Genomic DNA, 17,989 nt, shown 5'->3' on the forward strand with positions numbered 1-17,989 from the left:
TCGGACACGCCCTGAGGTTTCATCGACATGTCTGCCGTTCGCAGCAAGATTTGCGGGATTGCCCGCATAGAAGACGCGTTGGCGGCGGTCGAGGCGGGGGCCGATGCCATCGGTTTCGTGTTTTATGCCAAAAGCCCGCGGGCGGTGAATGTGTTGCAGGCGCGGGCGATCATTGCCGCGTTACCGCCGTTCGTGACCACTGTTGGCTTGTTCGTCAACGCGAGCCGTTGCGAACTCAATGAAACCCTCGATGCGGTGCAGCTGGACATGCTGCAGTTCCATGGCGACGAAAGCCCTGATGAGTGCGAGAGCTATCAGCGCCCGTATATCAAGGCGTTGCGGGTAAAGGCCGGCGACGATATCGCTGCGGCATGCGCTGCCTACACCGGGGCGCGCGGGATTCTTCTCGACACCTACGTCGAAGGTGTTCCCGGTGGCACCGGTGAGGCGTTTGACTGGTCGCTGATTCCCGAAGGCCTGAGCAAGCCGATTATCCTGGCGGGCGGCCTGAATCCGGGCAATGTCGCCAGCGCCATCCAGCAGGTTCGCCCTTACGCCGTTGACGTCAGCGGTGGGGTAGAGCAGGCCAAAGGCATCAAGGATCACGCAAAGGTTCGCGCATTCATGCAGGCCGTGCGCGACAGCAGTGGCACGATGTGACGGCTGGCAGTCTGCCGCCGTCCATAACTACCACTGTGTAAAACAGCCCGGCGCCGCCTGTGGGAGGCCCGGAAATGAAGTGGCAACCCTGCACTGCAGGTTGTCTGGAAGGCTGAGGGCACAGGCAGGAAATGGCAGGTCGAACGTCTGACCCCGTCCAGTTTGTGTCATCGCCACATATGAATTTAGCTCAAGGGCATACGCGGGGCTGTGTTCAAGCCACCGGTACTGGAGAAAGAAAGCATGAGCAACTGGTTAGTAGACAAACTGATCCCCTCGATCATGCGTTCCGAGGTGAAGAAAAGCTCGGTTCCTGAAGGTCTTTGGCACAAGTGCCCATCCTGCGACGCGGTGTTGTATCGCCCGGAGCTGGAAAAGACCCTGGACGTTTGCCCCAAGTGCAACCACCACATGCGTATCGGCGCCCGCGCCCGCATTGATATCTTCCTCGACGCCGATGGTCGTGCCGAACTGGGCGCTGACCTGGAGCCGGTTGACCGTCTGAAATTCCGCGACGGCAAGAAGTACAAAGACCGCCTGACCGCTGCCCAGAAGCAGACCGGTGAGAAGGACGCGCTGATTTCCGTCAGCGGCAAGCTGCTGGGCATGCCCGTAGTGGTTTCCGCCTTCGAATTCTCCTTCATGGGTGGTTCCATGGGCGCCATCGTCGGTGAGCGTTTTGTACGTGCCGCCAACTACGCCCTGGAAAACCGCTGCCCGATGATCTGCTTCGCAGCCTCCGGCGGCGCGCGGATGCAGGAAGCGCTGATCTCCCTGATGCAAATGGCCAAGACCTCCGCGGTACTGGCGCGTCTGCGTGAAGAAGGTATTCCGTTCATCTCTGTGCTGACCGACCCGGTCTACGGCGGCGTTTCCGCCAGCCTGGCCATGCTGGGTGACGTGATCGTCGGAGAGCCAAAGGCCCTGATCGGTTTCGCCGGCCCGCGTGTTATCGAGCAAACCGTTCGCGAAAAACTGCCGGAAGGCTTCCAGCGCAGCGAGTTCCTGCTGGAGCACGGTGCGATCGACATGATCATTGCCCGTTCCGAGCTGCGTCCACGCCTGGGCAACCTGCTGGCCCAGATGATGGGCCTGCCGACGCCTGTGTACGTCGCGCCTAAAATCGAGCCGATCATCGTGCCGCCGGTGCCTGCAAACATATGACCCAACGTACCCTGGGCGAATGGCTCGCCTACCTTGAGCAGTTGCATCCGTCAGCCATCGACATGGGCCTGGAGCGCTCGCAACAGGTAGCGGCCCGCCTCGGGTTGGGCCGGCCGGCGCCGCGCGTGATCACGGTGACCGGCACCAACGGCAAGGGCTCCACCTGCGCCTTTGTCGCGGCCTTGCTGCAAGCCCAGGGCCTGAAGGTCGGCGTGTACAACTCGCCGCACCTGCTGCGCTACAACGAGCGAGTGCAACTCAATGGTGTCGAAGCCACTGACGAGCAACTCTGCGAAGCCTTCGCCGCACTCGATGCAGGGCGTGGCGAGATTTCCCTGACTTATTTCGAGATGGGCACCTTGGCGGCGTTCTGGCTGTTCGAGCGTGCGCAACTCGATGTGGTGGTGCTGGAAGTCGGCCTGGGCGGGCGTCTGGATACGGTCAACGTGGTAGATGCTGACCTGGCGCTGATCACCAGCATTGGTGTCGACCACGTCGACTATCTGGGTAACACCCGTGAGTCCGTGGCCTATGAAAAAGCCGGGATTTTCCGCCAGGGCAAGCCTGCACTGTGCGGCGACCTGGATCCGCCGCATACCTTGCTGGACAAGGTGCGCGAGCTGGACTGTCCGTTCTTCCTGCGTGGACGTGATTTCAATCTCGAGATTGGCGACCTGCATTGGCAATGGCGCGGGCTCGATGCGCGCGGGCAAACCGTTGAATTGCACGATCTGCCGCTGCTGAACCTGCCAATGGAAAACGCCGCGCTCGCGCTGCAAGCCTATTTGTTGCTGGATCTGCCCTGGCATGCCGAGCAGATTGCCGCTACGTTGCAGGCTACTCGCGTGGTGGGGCGCCTTGATCGGCGCAGCTTCGACTGGAAGGGCAAGCGCCTGAACCTGCTGCTGGATGTGGGGCATAACCCTCACGCCGCCGAGTACCTGGCCAAGCGCCTGGCACGTACGCCGCCTATCGGTCGCCGCCTCGCGGTGTTCGGGTTGCTGTCCGACAAGGACCTGGACGGTGTGGTTGCGCCATTGCTGGGTGACGTCCAGGCCTGGGCGGTTGCACCGCTGGATACGTCCCGCAGTCGTCCCGCTGGCGAGTTGCAGGTTGCGTTGCAGAACCTTGGCGCGTCGGTGACGTCCCATGCAAGCGTGACAGCCGCCCTGGAAGCCCAGTGCGCGGTTGCGACGCCTGAGGATGAGATTCTGTTGTTCGGATCATTTTATTGTGTTGCCGAGGCACTCGAGTGGTTGGCCCGGCGCTCCACGGAGGAAGCTGCACATGGCATTACTGGATAGCGCATACAAGCAGCGAATGGTTGGAGCCCTGGTTCTGGTGGCGTTGGCGGTGATTTTTCTGCCGATGCTGTTTTCCCGTCAGGACGAGCAGCGCCAGGTGACCGTCGAAGCCCCCGCTGCGCCTCAGGCGCCCGCGGTGCCTCAGGTCCAGGTTGAGCCGGTGGTGGTGCCCGAGCCGCAGGCGCTGCCGGAAGAAGAGCCGGTGCCGACCGATGACGAAGTGGCTGCACAGCAAGCGCCGTCGATGCCGATTCAGCCGAGCGTGCCTGTGGTGAAGCCTGCACCTGCTGCTCCGGCAGTCGCGGCCAAGCCTGCTGCGCCGGCACTAGCGCCAAAACCTGTGGCGCCGCAACCGGCTGCACCGGGCAAGCCTGACGTCGGTCAAAGCCGCATTGATCCGAATGGCCTGCCGATCAGTTGGTCGATTCAGCTGGCCAGCCTGGCTAATCGCGAAAGCGCCGAAGCGTTGCAGAAAACCCTGCGCAGCCAGGGTTACAACGCCTATATCCGCAGTGCGGACGGCAAGAACCGGGTATTTGTCGGACCGCTGATCGAACGCGCCGAGGCGGATCGCCTGCGTGACTCGCTGGATCGCCAGCAAAAGCTCAAGGGTTTTGTGGTTCGCTTCCAGCCAGAGAAGGGCTAAGGCTGCAAGGATTCAAGTTGGAATGCGGTCAATGTGGGAGCGGGCTTGCTCGCGAAGGCGGTGTATCAGTCAGCAGATTTATTGGCTGGCCCACCGCCTTCGCGAGCAAGCCCGCTCCCACAGGTGTTTTGGGTGTGCCGCGACAGGCCGGTTTCCATTCCCCTATAACTCATTGATTTCAAATGCACAGCCAATCACAGCTTACCGATAGCCCGACGCTCTGCTAAAATGCGCCGCCTTATCCGTCTGTAGGCTGAACTGTGCCATTTACCTGGGTTGATTGGGCGATCGTTGCAATCGTCGCCATCTCCGCTTTGATCAGTCTGAGCCGCGGCTTCGTTAAAGAAGCATTGTCGCTGCTGACATGGATCATCGCAGGGGTTGTAGCCTGGATGTTCGGCGGTTCATTGTCCGTCTACCTGGCCGGATACATCGAAACACCTTCGGCTCGCGTCATCGCGGGCTGCGCCATCATGTTCATCGCCACATTGTTGGTGGGGGCAATGGTCAATTATCTTATCGGCGAATTGATACGCGTCACCGGCCTCTCCGGGACCGATCGATTTCTCGGCATGGCCTTCGGCGCCGCGCGTGGCGGCTTGCTGGTGGTTGTGGCGGTCGGGCTGTTGAGCCTGGGGCCGGTACAGCAGGATTCGTGGTGGCAGGAGTCTGTACTCGTGCCAAAATTTCTATTGGTTGCAGATTGGTCCAAAAACCTCATTTTGGGGTGGAGCAGTCAGTGGCTGGCCAGCGGGATCAGCGTACCCGCTGATCTTCCGTTCAAGGAACACCTCTTGCCGGCCAAAACGCCTCAGTAAGTTGTGTTCAGTCAAGATTCATTAAGTAGGGGTTGCGTCGCATGTGTGGCATCGTCGGTATCGTCGGTAAGTCGAACGTGAATCAGGCGCTGTATGACGCGCTAACCGTCCTCCAGCACCGCGGCCAGGATGCTGCCGGTATTGTGACCAGCCACGACGGCCGGTTATTCCTGCGCAAGGACAATGGTCTGGTGCGTGACGTGTTCCATCAGCGCCACATGCAGCGCCTGGTCGGGCACATGGGTATTGGCCACGTGCGCTACCCGACAGCGGGCAGCTCGACCTCGGCCGAAGCCCAGCCGTTCTACGTCAACTCGCCGTATGGCATCACCCTGGCGCATAACGGCAACCTGACCAACGTTGAACAGCTGGCCAAGGAGATTTACGAATCTGACCTACGCCACGTCAACACCAACTCGGACTCCGAAGTACTGCTGAACGTGTTCGCTCACGAGCTGGCCCAGCGCGGCAAGCTGCAGCCAACCGAAGAAGACGTGTTCGCTGCCGTGACTGACGTGCACAACCGTTGCGTCGGTGGTTATGCCGTGGTGGCGATGGTGACCGGCTACGGCATCGTCGGTTTCCGCGATCCCCACGGCATCCGTCCGATCGTGTTCGGCCAGCGTCACACCGACGAAGGCGTCGAGTACATGATCGCCTCCGAAAGCGTGTCCCTGGACGTGCTGGGCTTCACCCTGATCCGCGACCTGGCGCCAGGCGAAGCGGTCTACATCACTGAAGACGGCAAGCTGCACACCCGTCAGTGCGCACTGAACCCGAAACTCACCCCGTGCATCTTCGAACACGTCTACCTGGCGCGTCCGGATTCGATCATCGACGGTGTTTCGGTGTACAAGGCGCGTCTGCGCATGGGCGAGAAGCTGGCGGACAAGATCCTGCGCGAGCGTCCTGATCACGACATCGACGTGGTTATCCCGATCCCGGACACCAGCCGCACCGCAGCGCTGGAGCTGGCGAACCACTTGGGCGTCAAGTTCCGCGAAGGCTTCGTCAAGAACCGCTACATCGGCCGTACCTTCATCATGCCCGGCCAGGCCGCACGCAAGAAGTCGGTACGCCAGAAGCTCAACGCGATCGAGCTGGAATTCCGCGGCAAGAACGTGATGCTGGTGGATGACTCCATCGTACGCGGCACCACCTGCAAGCAGATTATCCAGATGGCCCGCGAAGCGGGGGCGAAGAACGTTTACTTCTGTTCTGCCGCGCCTGCCGTGCGTTACCCGAACGTGTACGGCATCGACATGCCGAGCGCCCACGAACTTATCGCCCACAACCGTTCGACCCAGGACGTTGCGGACCTGATCGGCGCCGACTGGCTGATCTACCAGGACCTGCCGGACCTGATCGAGGCCGTCGGTGGTGGCAAGATCAAGATCGATGAGTTCGACTGCGCGGTGTTCGACGGCAAGTACGTCACCGGCGATGTCGACGAGGCCTACCTGAACAAGATCGAGCAGGCCCGTAACGATTCCTCGAAGATCAAGACCCAGGCGGTCAGTGCGATCATCGATCTGTACAACAACTGAGTAGACACTGGCCCTGATACCGGTGGCTGATAATGTAGGAGCGAGCTTGCTCGCGAAGGTCGTCAACGATAACGCGGGCATTCTGAATGAGCGCGTTATCCTTGAGCTCTTCGCGAGCAAGCTCGCTCCTACAGGTTATCCCTGGGGCGTTTGAATCGTTAAAGCATTCGAGTTGAGGAGTAGAGCATGAGTCAGGAATGGGATGCCGGTCGCTTGGACAGCGACCTCGATGGCGTAGCTTTCGATACCCTGGCTGTGCGCGCCGGCCAGCACCGCACCCCGGAAGGTGAGCACGGTGACCCGATGTTCTTTACCTCCAGCTACGTGTTCCGCACCGCGGCCGATGCGGCTGCGCGGTTTGCCGGTGAAGTGCCGGGCAACGTGTATTCGCGCTATACCAACCCTACCGTGCGTGCGTTCGAAGAGCGTATCGCCGCGCTGGAAGGCGCCGAGCAAGCCGTCGCCACCGCCACTGGCATGGCCGCGATTCTCGCGGTGGTCATGAGCCTGTGCAGCGCCGGCGACCACGTGCTGGTGTCGCGCAGCGTGTTTGGTTCTACCATCAGCCTGTTCGAGAAGTACTTCAAGCGCTTTGGCATTGAAGTCGACTACGTGCCGTTGGCCGACCTGTCCGGCTGGGATGCGGCCATCAAGGCCAACACCAAATTGCTGTTCGTCGAGTCGCCGTCCAATCCTTTGGCCGAGCTGGTGGATATTGCCGCATTGTCCGAAGTGGCCCACGCCAAGGGCGCGATGCTGATCGTCGACAACTGTTTCTGCACCCCGGCGCTGCAACAGCCGCTGAAGCTGGGCGCAGACATTGTTGTGCATTCGGCTACCAAGTTCATCGACGGCCAGGGCCGTTGCATGGGCGGCGTGGTTGCCGGTCGCAGCGAGCAGATGAAGGAAGTGGTGGGCTTCTTGCGCACCGCCGGCCCGACCCTGAGCCCGTTCAATGCCTGGATCTTCCTCAAAGGTCTGGAAACTCTGAGCCTGCGGATGAAGGCCCATTGCGCCAACGCCCAGGCTCTGGCCGAGTGGCTGGAGCAGCAGGACGGCATCGAGAAAGTCCACTACGCCGGCCTTAAGAGCCACCCGCAACACGCGTTGGCCCAGCGCCAGCAGCGAGGTTTTGGCGCGGTGGTGAGTTTCGAAGTCAAGGGCGGCAAAGAGGGCGCGTGGCGCTTTATCGATGCAACCCGCCTGATTTCCATCACCGCCAACCTGGGTGATAGCAAGACCACCATCACGCACCCAAGCACCACGTCCCACGGGCGTCTGGCGCCGCAGGAGCGTGAAGCGGCCGGTATCCGCGACAGCCTGATCCGCATTGCCGTGGGCCTGGAAGACGTTACTGACTTGCAGGCCGATCTGGCCCGTGGGTTGGCTGCCCTGTGATCGAGTGGTCCATGGAGGCGGCGGGCGCGAGTAACGGGCGCGTCGCATTGGTGACTGGCGCGGCGCGGGGCATCGGCCTGGGGATTGCCGCCTGGCTGATCAGCGAAGGCTGGCAGGTGGTGCTTACCGACCTGGATCGCGAACGCGGTTCCAAAGTGTCCAAGGTGCTGGGCGACAACGCCTGGTTCATCACCATGGACGTGGCGGATGAGCGGCAGGTCGCCCTGGGCGTGGCCGAGGTGCTTGGCCAGTTCGGGCGCCTGGATGCGCTGGTGTGCAATGCGGCGGTGGCCGATCCACGCAACATCACCCTGGAAAGTCTCGACCTGGCTTACTGGAACCGCGTAATGGCGGTCAACCTCAGTGGGCCGATGCTGCTGGCCAAGCACTGTGCGCCGTATCTGCGGGCCCATGGTGGTGCCATCGTTAACCTGGCGTCGACCCGGGCCCGTCAGTCGGAGCCGGATACGGAGGCTTACGCGGCGAGCAAGGGGGGGTTGCTGGCCCTGACCCATGCGCTGGCCATGAGCCTTGGGCCGGAAGTGCGGGTCAATGCCGTCAGTCCGGGCTGGATCGATGCACGGGACCCGGCTGCACGCCGTGCCGAGCCCCTGACGGATGCCGATCACGCCCAGCACCCGGCGGGCAGGGTAGGCACTGTGGAAGACGTGGCGGCGATAGTGGCATGGTTGCTGTCGCGCAATGCGGGGTTTGTCACGGGGCAGGAGTTCGTGGTCGACGGTGGCATGAGCAAGAAGATGATTTACAGCGAGTAGGGCGGGTCACGGTCTTGAAGTGATTTTGTCTTTTTCAGAAAAACTTCAAGCAGGCTATTGACTTAGGTCCGCTACCTGCGTAAATTTCGCGGCCTCAACGAAGCAAAGGGTGATTAGCTCAGCTGGGAGAGCATCTGCCTTACAAGCAGAGGGTCGGCGGTTCGATCCCGTCATCACCCACCACTTCTTGAGAGTTTTGCCTTCGGGCAAGACGCAACGTTAAAGGTTGCACCGACGCGCAGCGGTAGTTCAGTCGGTTAGAATACCGGCCTGTCACGCCGGGGGTCGCGGGTTCGAGTCCCGTCCGCTGCGCCATATTTTCCAGGTCTGATGTTTCAGATTTGAGATTGAACAGCCAAGGCTGATCAGTCAGATGTTTGAAGACGGTTGAAGGTGACACTTCAGCAGTCTGAGCGATACGCAGCGGTAGTTCAGTCGGTTAGAATACCGGCCTGTCACGCCGGGGGTCGCGGGTTCGAGTCCCGTCCGCTGCGCCATATCTGTTCCAGGGCCCACTGAACGCCCTGAGACGCCAAAGCAAGCCGCTGGCTTGGTTGGATCGATAGCAAAGACCCTGGTCGAAAGATCGGGGTTTTTTGTGTCTGCGATTTGGCTCGGAGCTTGGTGTGCGGGGCCGGCAAGCCAGCCCCGCGATCCGGGATTAGAACCCCAGCTTGTCCCGCAGCCCGTAGTACCAGGCCCCCAGCGCCGCAAATGGCGTGCGCAACAGTTGCCCGCCCGGGAACGGGTAGTGTGGCAGGTCGGCAAACGCATCAAAACGCTCAGCCTGGCCTCTCAGTGCTTCCGCCAGCACCTTGCCCGCCAAGTGGGTGTAGGTCACGCCATGGCCGCTACAGCCCTGGGAATAGTAGATGTTATCCCCCAGGCGACCGACCTGCGGCAGACGTGACAGGGTCAGCAGGAAATTGCCGGTCCAGGCGTAGTCGATCTTCACGTCCTTGAGCTGCGGGAACGCCTTGAGCATCTTCGGCCGGATGATCGCTTCGATATTCGCCGGGTCTCGCGCGCCATACACCACGCCACCGCCGAAAATCAGGCGCTTGTCGTTGGTCAGGCGGTAGTAGTCCAGCAAGTAATTGCAGTCCTCGACGCAGTAATCCTGCGGCAGCAGTGTCTTCGCCAGCTCATCGCCCAGTGGCGCGGTCGTGATGACTTGCGTACCGCACGGCATCGACTTGGCTGCCAGCTCCGGTACCAGGTTCCCGAGGTAAGCATTACCCGCGACGATAATGAACTTGGCCCTGACCTTGCCGTGGGCTGTATGCACCACCGGATTGGCGCCGCGTTCAATGCGAATCGCCGCCGACTGCTCGTAGATCGTGCCGCCGAGGGATTCCACCGCCGCCGCTTCGCCCAGCGCCAGGTTCAGCGGGTGAATGTGCCCGCCGCTCATGTCCAGCAGGCCGCCTACATAGTTGTCACAGGCGACCACTTCGCGAATGCGGCGCTCATCCAGCAACTCCAGTTGGGTGTGCCCGTAACGCTCCCACAGGCGCTTCTGCGACTCCAAGTGGCCCATGTGCTTGCTGTTCAAGGCGGCGAACACACCGCCGTCCTTCAAGTCGCACTGGATCTGATACTTGGCCACACGCTCCCGAATGATTTTGCCGCCTTCAAACGCCATCGCGCCCAGCAACTGCGCCTGCTTGGGGCCGACGCTGCGCTCGATCACATCGATATCGCGGCTATAACTGTTGACGATCTGCCCACCGTTGCGGCCCGACGCGCCAAACCCCACCTTGGCGGCTTCCAGCACTGTGACGCGAAAACCGTTCTCCAGCAGGAACAGCGCGCTGGAAAGACCGGTATAGCCAGCACCAATCACGCACACATCGGTTTCGACTTCACCTTGCAGCTCAGGGCGAGGAGGTACCGCATTCGCAGACGCGGCGTAATACGACTGGGGGTAGGGGGTGTTCGCCATCCTGGAACCTCTGTTTTATATTTTTTACGAGTGCGCCGATCCTACCTGAGTTGAAAATCCGCTGCCAGCCACCGGAAAAATACCGTCGTGTCGCCCACAAATAAAAAATTCGCATATTCATAGGCTTAGCTGCAAAAAAGGTGTTGACACCCCTCGGGAATTCCGTAGAATGCCGCCTCACAGCAGGCACGTAGCTCAGTTGGTTAGAGCACCACCTTGACATGGTGGGGGTCGTTGGTTCGAGTCCAATCGCGCCTACCAAACAAAATCCGCTCTGCTGGGCGGTCTAGAAGGGCTCACCGAAAGGTGGGCCCTTTTTTGTTGCCTGCGATTTGCAGAACGTTTGCAAAACTCCACCTCAGGACGTCAATTCGGCGCGCACTCCAGGTGCTCGATCTTCTTTTCGTCGGGCCGCTCCTGATAATGCTCGCTTGGCAGTGTTCCTTCCACGGTGTGAGTTATGCGGAGCTAAAATCGACAATACCGTCTACCTTTCAAGGGGGTATTCCCCTTTGGAGAAGACGATCATGTTCAAATCTCGCTCGTTTGTAGCCGCTGTTACCTGCCTTGCTTTGGCCGTTGGCTCAGTGGCGGCGCTGGCCGACCCTGGTAATGGGAAGGGTCAAGGCAATGGAAAAGGCAACTCCCAGGGCGGTCAAGGCCATGGCAACCAGGGTAACAAGGGGAAAGGTTCCAGCGGAGATGATTGGGGGCGCGGACCCAGCATTGACCGGGGCGGCGTACTGGGCGTGGTCGGTGGCTACCGTGACTACTGGCGCCCAGGTCCCTCACTGCCACCCGGAATACAAAAGAACCTGGCAAGAGGAAAACCTCTTCCTCCTGGCATTGCCAAGAAGCTGGATGGTCGCTTGCTCGGCAGACTGCCCCATTACGACGGCTACGAATGGCAACAAGCGGGTACTGATCTCATCCTTGTCGCAATCGCTTCCGGCATAATTTACGAAGTCCTCAACGGGGCCTTTGATTGATGTGCTTACGGGCCCATGACCTCGTCGCCCGGGTCGCGTCTAAACTCACTTAGGCCGATATTGCGAACACTATCGTTTGGGGAAACGGCCACCGGACTCCACGTTTTGGTATGTCTCAACAAAAAATCCAGGCAACCCTTTCAGGTTCGGTCGGTATCCAACAGGGCGTACATCTCAAAGTCCCCGGGGCTGCCCCGCACCATACGGAATGACCTCAGCGTTCCTTCATATTGATATCCGCATTTTTTCAGGACGTTGGCCGAACGAGGGTTCGTCACGAGAACGGTGCCTTGTACCCGGACAAAACCATATTCCAGGAATGCCCACTGAGTTATCGCAGAGCACACTGCGCTGGCAATGCCTTTGCCCCAGTAAGCAGGTGAGAGGTCATAGGCTATCTCCGCGCTTCGGTTCGTTTCGGAAATCGTGTGAAAACCGATTGTGCCGATGAGTTCGCGGTCTGCCCCATGAGTGATAGCCAGACGCCTGTTTGAAGAAGGACGGGGCGAGTCCAGTTCGTCAAATAATGGCAAAAGGTCATTCTCGTTTTTCAAGTCCCAGCTTGTGTGTTGAATGACTTCTCTTTGTGAAAGGTAGGCATACCACGCAGGAATATCTGATCGCTCCAGTTGTCGCAGGGAGATATCCAGATGGTTCACGGCAGGGGGTTTTTGAATTCGCATGTTGGCGCTGATCCTTAGCCTGGGCGCAAAGCAATCAGGGTAACGCCGTTGCATGCCATTTATGAAGGCGTACCGCTTTGGCGCTGCCTGACTAAAATCACAGGCAAAGAAAAGCCCGCGATGGGGGCGCGGGCTTTAGGGTTTCACCAGGAGCAGGCAAACCATAGGTGTTCATCTGTGAAAGGAATGTGAAAGGGTTTCAGCGCCCAACGTTTTCACCCGCCAGAGCCAGGTTACCCAGCACCTCATCAATCAGCCCAAGCTGCCAGTTGAAGTACGGATTGAACGTCAACCGCGCGTGCATCTTGCCCGGCTCACGATAACCCCAGTCCGAATACCACACCTCTGACCCCTGCTCGCAGGCGCGGGTGGCGTCTTCCGTCTGGCCGTTCCAGCAAAACCGCAGGCTGCCCTGTTCGCCGTAGAGCGCGTTGTCGGGTGAGAACAACAACCCCATGTGCGAGAACTGGCTGATCCGCAGTTCCGGCACGTAGTCGGTGCGCGCTTTTACCCGCTGTGTGTCCCAGGCGCTCTCCGGCAGTGTTCCGTACCAGGCCAAGCGGCTGTGGGGATTACTGAAGCGTTGCTGGAAGGTCTCCAGCACATAGTTCGTATCGAGCACTGAGTCGTGGGCCGCGACGGCAATGAACACCGGCTTGTCGTAGGGACGACGCTCCAGGTCCTGGCGGGCCACTCGGCTGCTGCGGTAGAACTGGGCGAAGCCATTGGTGGGGACGGTCATGTAGCGCACCAGGCTCTGTTGTGGCCGGCTTGCGTCTGGCGCCAGCAGCCACGGGCGTGCCCAACTGATCAGGGGTGTCAGCCAGTCGTAGGTCATGCTGGACTGGAAAGCGGGGGAGAACAGCAGCAGCCCGGCGACGTCGTCGTGTTTGTAGGCGTAGTCGAGAACCAGGTTGGCACCGGTGGAGAAGCCGCCGAGGTAAATCTCGCCCACTTCTGCGCGAAGTATCGCGGCCTGTTCGTCCACCACCCGGCGCCAGTCTTCCATACGTACTTGCAGCATGTCGGCCGGTTGTGTGCCGTGGCCGGGAAGCAGCACGGTCCTCACCAGGAAGCCGCGGGCAGCCAGTGCGCTGCCGATATCGTGGAACGACCACGGAGAGTCGCCCAGGCCGTGCACCAGAATGATCCCGCGTTTGGGTGTTCCCGCCGGGCGCCATTCCTGCGGCGCGTTCCAGTTGAGTTCGGCTTCTCTGTCGGTGCCCTGGAAGTCGCGATGCTCCCGCAGCCATTGCAAGGTATCGAGGCGATATGACTCGAACGATTTCTGGCCCAAAGGCATGGCCGATTCGGCGATGGCGCTATTGGCAAATAGAAGGGCAATGATCGCAAAGGCGGCGCTTCGCAGCATCGTGCGCATGGAAAAGGAGTGGGTGTTGTTCAAGGCGGGTTCCCGGCGTCGCGTAACCGTAAAGTCATGCACGATAATCACCGGGCTGCCGCTGCTGGTAGTGCAAAACAGTCGCAAGACATTTCGCCTGTAGCGCTGGCCGGCGCCGTAAAAGGCGCCACCGCAGCGGGCATGCTCACTGCTGGGAAAGGATCGCCTGGACCAGCCCTGGAAACCGGCTGTCCATTACATCAGTGCGCAACGAGTTCATATGGGTCGTGCCCACACTGCGGGTGTGTACAAGCCCCGCATCCCTTAACACCCGGAAGTGATGGGAGACGCTGGATTTCGGCCGTCCGCCGTCCAGCTCGCCGCAAGTGGCCTCGGTGACGCCAGCCAGGCAGCGAACGATTTCCAGTCGAACAGGGTCACTCAGCGCGTAGAGCACGCGTTCGAGAATCAGGTCTTCGGCATTGGGGTGTTTGAAGGCTCGCATGGGGCGAATGATAACAGGGCTATCGCTTAACACCATAGTTCGATTAACATCGAACAATCGAAAACTACCCCACCTTCGCTTCAGGAGACTTTTCATGGCTGCATTGTTCGAACCCTACAAGCTGAAAGACGTGACGTTGCGCAATCGGATCGCTATCCCGCCGATGTGCCAGTACATGGCTGACGACGGCATGGTCAACGACTGGCACCACGTGCACCTCGCCAGTATGGCCCGTGGCGGCGCGGGCCTGCTGGTGGTCGAGGCGACCGCTGTAGCGCCTGAAGGGCGCATCACACCTGGCTGTGCGGGGATCTGGAGCGACGCGCATGCGCAAGCCTTCGTGCCCATGGTCAACGCCATCAAGGCCGCAGGTTCGGTTCCTGGCATCCAGATTGGTCACGCCGGTCGTAAGGCCAGTTCCAATCGTCCGTGGGAAGGGGATGACCATATCCCGGCTTCCGATGCCCGGTCCTGGCAGACCATTGCACCCTCGGCCATCCCTTTTGGCGCACACCTGCCGAATGTTCCCCGCGCCATGACTCTGGAAGACATCGCACGGGTTCGCCAGGACTTCGTCGATGCTGCTCGCCGTGCCCGTGACGCTGGTTTTGAATGGATCGAACTGCATTTCGCCCACGGTTACCTGGGCCAGAGCTTTTTCTCCGAGCATTCCAACCAACGCACCGATGCCTACGGTGGCAGCTTCGATAACCGCAGCCGTTTCCTGCTGGAAACCCTTGCCGCAGTGCGCGAGGTATGGCCAGAAAACCTGCCACTGACCGCACGTTTTGGCGTGATCGAATATGACGGTCGCGACGAGCAGACCCTGACGGAATCCATCGAGCTTGCCCGTCGTTTCAAGGCCGGTGGCCTGGACTTGCTGAGCGTCAGCGTCGGTTTCTCCACGCCCGATGCCAACATTCCGTGGGGCCCGGCATTTATGGGGCCGATCGCCGAGCGTGTGCGTCGCGAGGCCGGTTTGCCGGTGACTTCTGCCTGGGGCTTTGGTACGCCGCAACTGGCTGAAGGCGCGTTGCAGGCCGGGCAACTCGACCTGGTATCGGTAGGGCGCGCCCATTTGGCCGATCCACATTGGGCGTACTTTGCGGCCAAGGAACTGGGGGTCGATAAGTCATCCTGGACCTTGCCCGCGCCTTACGCGCACTGGCTGGAACGTTATCGCTAAGTAGCACCAACAGACGGGCGGCCCCGAATTTGGGTGCCGCTCCGGTCAGAAACGACTCAGCCGATAGGGTTCCAGCGCCGGCAAGCCGTGGCTGAAAAAAACCGGCGACACCAGTTGGCCAATCAACTCCGCTGTCACCGCCGCCTGCGTCAGCCCCAGATGCTGGTGCCCAAACGCAAGCAAGACCTTGCCATCGCACACCTTGTCGATAATCGGCAGCGAGTCCGGCAGGGAAGGGCGAAACCCCATCCACGGCGTCGCATCTTCAGCACTCAAATCACGACGAAACAGCCCCTGACTCAGTCGGTGCAACTGCCACGCGCGCTGCATGTTCGGCGGGCGATCGAGGCCGGCAAACTCGACGGTACCTGCCAGCCGCAATCCTGCGTCCATGGGCGTCATGATGAACTTGCGCTCCAGCGACGTGACGGCGAACGGCAGCCGCCCATGCTCATTGGGCAGCATCAAGTGATAGCCGCGCTCTGTATCCAGCGGGACCTTTTTGCCGGTCAGTTCGGCGGTCAATTTGGCCGAATGCGCACCGCAGGCGATCAACACCTGACGCGCCGCGACCACGCCTTGGTCAGTCTTCAGCGAAACACCGTGCTCGCCCAGCTTCCCACCCAAAACCGGTTGCTTGAGAAATTGCACCCCACAGGCCTTGGCCGCTTCCACCAGTTCGCAAACCACCCGGTAAGGATCGAGAAAATGCCCGGTGCGCGGAAAGAACAACCCGCCCTGAATTCCTTCGCTGAGTTGCGGCGCCACCTCCTGTACCGCACTGGCCTGCCAGTAATCCACCGGCACTGCTTGCTGGCGCATGCGTGCCTGCAAGGCGTCGATGGCCTGACGTGAGTCGGGGCGCTCGAAGACCAGCAATGAGCCGTCTTCGCGCATCAGTTCGGTACGGTCGATACTGTCCAGCAGACGGTGCCAGGCGCCCAAGCTGCTTTCATTCAGCGCGCGGATTCCGGCGACGGTGCGCTGGAATGGCGCCGGGCGCAGATTCAACAGCAGCCGGGTAAACCATGGCAGGGCGCGCGGCAGGTATTTCCAGTCCAGGCGTAGCGGGCCCATCGGGTCCATGAGCATGGCGGGCAAGCGGCTGAGGATCGACGCATCCGCGATGGGAAACACTTGCTCGGTCGCCAGGTGACCGGCATTGCCGAACGAAGCCCCGTGGCCGGGTTGCTGTTGGTCGATGACCACCACTCGCCGCCCCTGGCGTGCCAGTTGCAGCGCGCAGGCGACGCCGATGATTCCGGCCCCGACCACGGCGATGTCTGGAATGACGTTATCGGTCATGGCCTAGGCTTCTCTCTGACCGTCGAACAGGCGCCGCAGCAGCAATGGATTGCCGTGTTGCAGCGCCGTCGGCAGCAAGCCATCCGGGAAGTCCTGGTAGCACACCGGCCGCAGGAATCGCAGGATCGCGGCCGTGCCCACCGAGGTGGTGCGCGAGTCTGACGTTGCCGGGAAAGGCCCGCCATGCACCATCGCATCACAGACTTCCACGCCGGTCGGCCAGCCGTTGACGAGCAGGCGACCGGCCTTGCGTTCCAGGGTCGGCAGCAGCGCGCGGGCGGTTTCCAGATCGTCGTCATCCAGATGCAAGGTGGCGGTCAACTGGCCTTCCAGGTGCTCACTGACTTGGCGGACTTCATCGGCGTTGGCGCATTGCACGATCAAGGAGGCGGCGCCGAATATCTCGGCCTGCAAGCTGTGGTTGGCGAGAAAATCCTGTGCGTGGGTCACGAACAGGTGGGCCTGGCCCTGGTTCGGGCCTTGTGCCGCCAACCCTTTGCCCGCGACATGAGCCTGCTTGGCCAGGGCGCTGACACCGTCGTCATAAGCCTTGAAGATTCCCGGTGTAAGCATGACCTGGGCAGCGCTGCGCTGAAGCAGATTGGCGGCGTTGTCGATGAAGTAGTCCAGCGCCTGCCCCGCAACGGCAATCACCAGTCCGGGATTGGTGCAGAACTGGCCGGCGCCTTGGGTCAGGGATGCGACAAACCCCTGGGCCAATGCTTCACCGCGCGCGGTCAATGCGGCGGGAAACAGGTAGACCGGATTGATCGAACTCATCTCCGCATACACCGGAATCGGCTCGGGACGTGCCTGGGCTGCCTGGCACAATGCGATGCCGCCGCTGCGCGAACCGGTGAAACCCACGGCCTTGATGCGTGAATCGCAGACCAGTGCGATGCCCACTTCGCGGCCCGAGCCGTACAACAGCGAAAACACACCGTCAGGCAGACCACATTGCTGAACGGCCTTGGCCACCGCGCGGCCCACCAGTTCGCTGGTGCCAGGATGCGTACTGTGTGCCTTTACGATCACCGGGCAACCGGCCGCCAGTGCCGAAGCGGTATCACCGCCGGCCACTGAGAATGCCAGCGGAAAATTGCTCGCGCCGAACACCGCCACCGGCCCCAAAGGTACCTGGCGCTGACGCAGATCAGAGCGGGGCAGGGGCTGGCGATCCGGCTGAGCGGAATCAACCCGCACATCCAGCCATTCACCCGCGCGCACCGTGCGGGCGAAGGTGCGTAGTTGGTGACAGGTACGCCCGCGTTCACCCTGGATACGTGGGCGGGGCAGGCCGGTCTCGGCCATCGCCCGTTCAATCAGCTCATCGCCCAGGGCTTCGATTTCATTGGCGATGCTTTCAAGGAATTCGGCGCGAGCCGCCAACGGCGTTTCGCGGTAGCTATCGAAGGCGCTCCATGCCAACGCACAGGCTTGTTCGACATGCTCGGCGGTGCCGCCGGCATAGGCAGGTTCCAGCGCAATATCGGTGGCAGGATTGATCGCCCGGATTGCCTCGCGGCTGCCTGGAATGGAGTGCTGACCAATCAGCATGGTGCCCGTCAGAGTCATGGCGTAGTCCTGAGAAAGTAAAGAGGGGCAGACAAAGAGAATCTACTGTAGGGAGCTGTCGAGCCAGAGCGAGGCTGCGATGCAGGCGCTGCGGTCTGGCAGGTACACCGCGATAATCCCATCGCAGCCTCGCCGGGGCTCGACAG

At 61.0% G+C, this 17,989-nt stretch carries 16 protein-coding genes and 4 tRNA genes; 14 read left to right on the forward strand and 6 right to left on the reverse strand.

What is annotated here, in order from left to right; translation table 11 throughout:
* The first annotated feature begins 27 nt into the window (after positions 1–27).
* The 11 genes from ACA046_RS10665 (at position 28) to ACA046_RS10715 (ending at position 8,810) form a co-directional block, all read left to right on the forward strand.
* Positions 28–660: a phosphoribosylanthranilate isomerase gene (locus tag ACA046_RS10665; protein ID WP_497676442.1), complete on the forward strand. Its 633-nt coding sequence runs from the start codon at positions 28–30 to the stop codon at positions 658–660.
* Between the two features lie 243 nt (positions 661–903).
* Positions 904–1,824, forward strand: a complete 921-nt coding sequence (gene accD / locus ACA046_RS10670) for an acetyl-CoA carboxylase, carboxyltransferase subunit beta (RefSeq protein WP_076014699.1) — start codon at positions 904–906, stop codon at positions 1,822–1,824.
* On the forward strand, positions 1,821–3,128 hold the full coding sequence (gene folC / locus ACA046_RS10675) for a bifunctional tetrahydrofolate synthase/dihydrofolate synthase (RefSeq protein WP_459027566.1): 1,308 nt from the start codon (positions 1,821–1,823) through the stop codon (positions 3,126–3,128). The genes accD and folC overlap by 4 nt, the downstream gene beginning before the upstream one ends.
* Entirely contained in the window at positions 3,112–3,774 is a 663-nt protein-coding gene (locus ACA046_RS10680) for an SPOR domain-containing protein (protein WP_497676443.1), read from the forward strand. The genes folC and ACA046_RS10680 overlap by 17 nt, the downstream gene beginning before the upstream one ends.
* 260 nt (positions 3,775–4,034) lie before the next feature.
* On the forward strand, positions 4,035–4,592 hold the full coding sequence (locus tag ACA046_RS10685) for a CvpA family protein (protein ID WP_003212681.1): 558 nt from the start codon (positions 4,035–4,037) through the stop codon (positions 4,590–4,592).
* A 41-nt stretch (positions 4,593–4,633) separates the two neighbouring features.
* Positions 4,634–6,139 (forward strand): amidophosphoribosyltransferase, encoded by a 1,506-nt coding sequence (gene purF / locus ACA046_RS10690; protein ID WP_017478807.1) that lies wholly within the window; start codon positions 4,634–4,636, stop codon positions 6,137–6,139.
* Positions 6,140–6,325: 186 nt separating this feature from the next.
* Positions 6,326–7,537: an O-succinylhomoserine sulfhydrylase gene (locus ACA046_RS10695; protein WP_076014696.1), complete on the forward strand. Its 1,212-nt coding sequence runs from the start codon at positions 6,326–6,328 to the stop codon at positions 7,535–7,537.
* A gap of 11 nt (positions 7,538–7,548) precedes the next feature.
* Positions 7,549–8,313, forward strand: coding sequence for an SDR family oxidoreductase (locus ACA046_RS10700; RefSeq protein WP_459029243.1), 765 nt, complete (start codon positions 7,549–7,551; stop codon positions 8,311–8,313).
* A gap of 107 nt (positions 8,314–8,420) precedes the next feature.
* Positions 8,421–8,496 (forward strand) — tRNA-Val (locus ACA046_RS10705).
* Between the two features lie 55 nt (positions 8,497–8,551).
* Positions 8,552–8,628: transfer RNA gene (locus tag ACA046_RS10710), tRNA-Asp, on the forward strand.
* Positions 8,629–8,733: 105 nt separating this feature from the next.
* Positions 8,734–8,810 (forward strand) — tRNA-Asp (locus tag ACA046_RS10715).
* Between the two features lie 164 nt (positions 8,811–8,974).
* On the opposite strand, the gene ACA046_RS10720 is transcribed toward ACA046_RS10715, so the two are convergent.
* On the reverse strand, positions 8,975–10,258 hold the full coding sequence (locus tag ACA046_RS10720) for an NAD(P)/FAD-dependent oxidoreductase (protein WP_497676444.1): 1,284 nt from the start codon (positions 10,256–10,258) through the stop codon (positions 8,975–8,977).
* A 184-nt stretch (positions 10,259–10,442) separates the two neighbouring features.
* Between ACA046_RS10720 and ACA046_RS10725 the strand changes: the two genes are divergently transcribed.
* Positions 10,443–10,519, forward strand: a tRNA-Val gene (locus ACA046_RS10725).
* 266 nt (positions 10,520–10,785) lie between these two features.
* Complete coding sequence (locus tag ACA046_RS10730) at positions 10,786–11,247, forward strand: anti-virulence regulator CigR family protein (RefSeq protein ID WP_459027573.1); 462 nt, start codon at positions 10,786–10,788, stop codon at positions 11,245–11,247.
* 140 nt (positions 11,248–11,387) lie between these two features.
* On the opposite strand, the gene ACA046_RS10735 is transcribed toward ACA046_RS10730, so the two are convergent.
* From ACA046_RS10735 to ACA046_RS10745, 3 genes are all read right to left on the reverse strand, one after another.
* Entirely contained in the window at positions 11,388–11,930 is a 543-nt protein-coding gene (locus tag ACA046_RS10735; RefSeq protein WP_497676445.1) for a GNAT family N-acetyltransferase, read from the reverse strand.
* Between the two features lie 199 nt (positions 11,931–12,129).
* Positions 12,130–13,302, reverse strand: a complete 1,173-nt coding sequence (locus tag ACA046_RS10740; protein WP_459029245.1) for an alpha/beta hydrolase — start codon at positions 13,300–13,302, stop codon at positions 12,130–12,132.
* 175 nt (positions 13,303–13,477) lie between these two features.
* Positions 13,478–13,813: an ArsR/SmtB family transcription factor gene (locus ACA046_RS10745; RefSeq protein WP_258348794.1), complete on the reverse strand. Its 336-nt coding sequence runs from the start codon at positions 13,811–13,813 to the stop codon at positions 13,478–13,480.
* A gap of 58 nt (positions 13,814–13,871) precedes the next feature.
* On the opposite strand from ACA046_RS10745, the gene ACA046_RS10750 reads away from it, so the two are divergent.
* Positions 13,872–14,963: an NADH:flavin oxidoreductase/NADH oxidase gene (locus tag ACA046_RS10750; RefSeq protein WP_258344694.1), complete on the forward strand. Its 1,092-nt coding sequence runs from the start codon at positions 13,872–13,874 to the stop codon at positions 14,961–14,963.
* Between the two features lie 45 nt (positions 14,964–15,008).
* On the opposite strand, the gene ACA046_RS10755 is transcribed toward ACA046_RS10750, so the two are convergent.
* Positions 15,009–16,268 (reverse strand): NAD(P)/FAD-dependent oxidoreductase, encoded by a 1,260-nt coding sequence (locus tag ACA046_RS10755; RefSeq protein ID WP_497676446.1) that lies wholly within the window; start codon positions 16,266–16,268, stop codon positions 15,009–15,011.
* 3 nt (positions 16,269–16,271) lie between these two features.
* Positions 16,272–17,843, reverse strand: a complete 1,572-nt coding sequence (locus tag ACA046_RS10760; protein ID WP_497676447.1) for an aldehyde dehydrogenase (NADP(+)) — start codon at positions 17,841–17,843, stop codon at positions 16,272–16,274.
* Positions 17,844–17,989: the final 146 nt, after the last annotated feature.

The sequence above is a fragment of the Pseudomonas sp. LBUM1641 genome, from assembly GCF_059716235.1.

Coding starts and splice junctions, on each gene's coding strand:
- ACA046_RS10730 (WP_459027573.1), top strand. CDS start 10,786: ATGTTCAAATCTCGCTCGTTTGTAGCCGCTGTTACCTGCCTTGCTTTG.
- ACA046_RS10680 (WP_497676443.1), top strand. CDS start 3,112: ATGGCATTACTGGATAGCGCATACAAGCAGCGAATGGTTGGAGCCCTG.
- ACA046_RS10760 (WP_497676447.1), bottom strand. CDS start 17,843: ATGACTCTGACGGGCACCATGCTGATTGGTCAGCACTCCATTCCAGGC.
- ACA046_RS10750 (WP_258344694.1), top strand. CDS start 13,872: ATGGCTGCATTGTTCGAACCCTACAAGCTGAAAGACGTGACGTTGCGC.
- ACA046_RS10665 (WP_497676442.1), top strand. CDS start 28: ATGTCTGCCGTTCGCAGCAAGATTTGCGGGATTGCCCGCATAGAAGAC.
- ACA046_RS10720 (WP_497676444.1), bottom strand. CDS start 10,258: ATGGCGAACACCCCCTACCCCCAGTCGTATTACGCCGCGTCTGCGAAT.
- ACA046_RS10700 (WP_459029243.1), top strand. CDS start 7,549: ATGGAGGCGGCGGGCGCGAGTAACGGGCGCGTCGCATTGGTGACTGGC.
- ACA046_RS10735 (WP_497676445.1), bottom strand. CDS start 11,930: ATGCGAATTCAAAAACCCCCTGCCGTGAACCATCTGGATATCTCCCTG.
- ACA046_RS10695 (WP_076014696.1), top strand. CDS start 6,326: ATGAGTCAGGAATGGGATGCCGGTCGCTTGGACAGCGACCTCGATGGC.
- ACA046_RS10745 (WP_258348794.1), bottom strand. CDS start 13,813: ATGGTGTTAAGCGATAGCCCTGTTATCATTCGCCCCATGCGAGCCTTC.
- ACA046_RS10755 (WP_497676446.1), bottom strand. CDS start 16,268: ATGACCGATAACGTCATTCCAGACATCGCCGTGGTCGGGGCCGGAATC.
- accD (WP_076014699.1), top strand. CDS start 904: ATGAGCAACTGGTTAGTAGACAAACTGATCCCCTCGATCATGCGTTCC.
- folC (WP_459027566.1), top strand. CDS start 1,821: ATGACCCAACGTACCCTGGGCGAATGGCTCGCCTACCTTGAGCAGTTG.
- purF (WP_017478807.1), top strand. CDS start 4,634: ATGTGTGGCATCGTCGGTATCGTCGGTAAGTCGAACGTGAATCAGGCG.
- ACA046_RS10740 (WP_459029245.1), bottom strand. CDS start 13,302: ATGCTGCGAAGCGCCGCCTTTGCGATCATTGCCCTTCTATTTGCCAAT.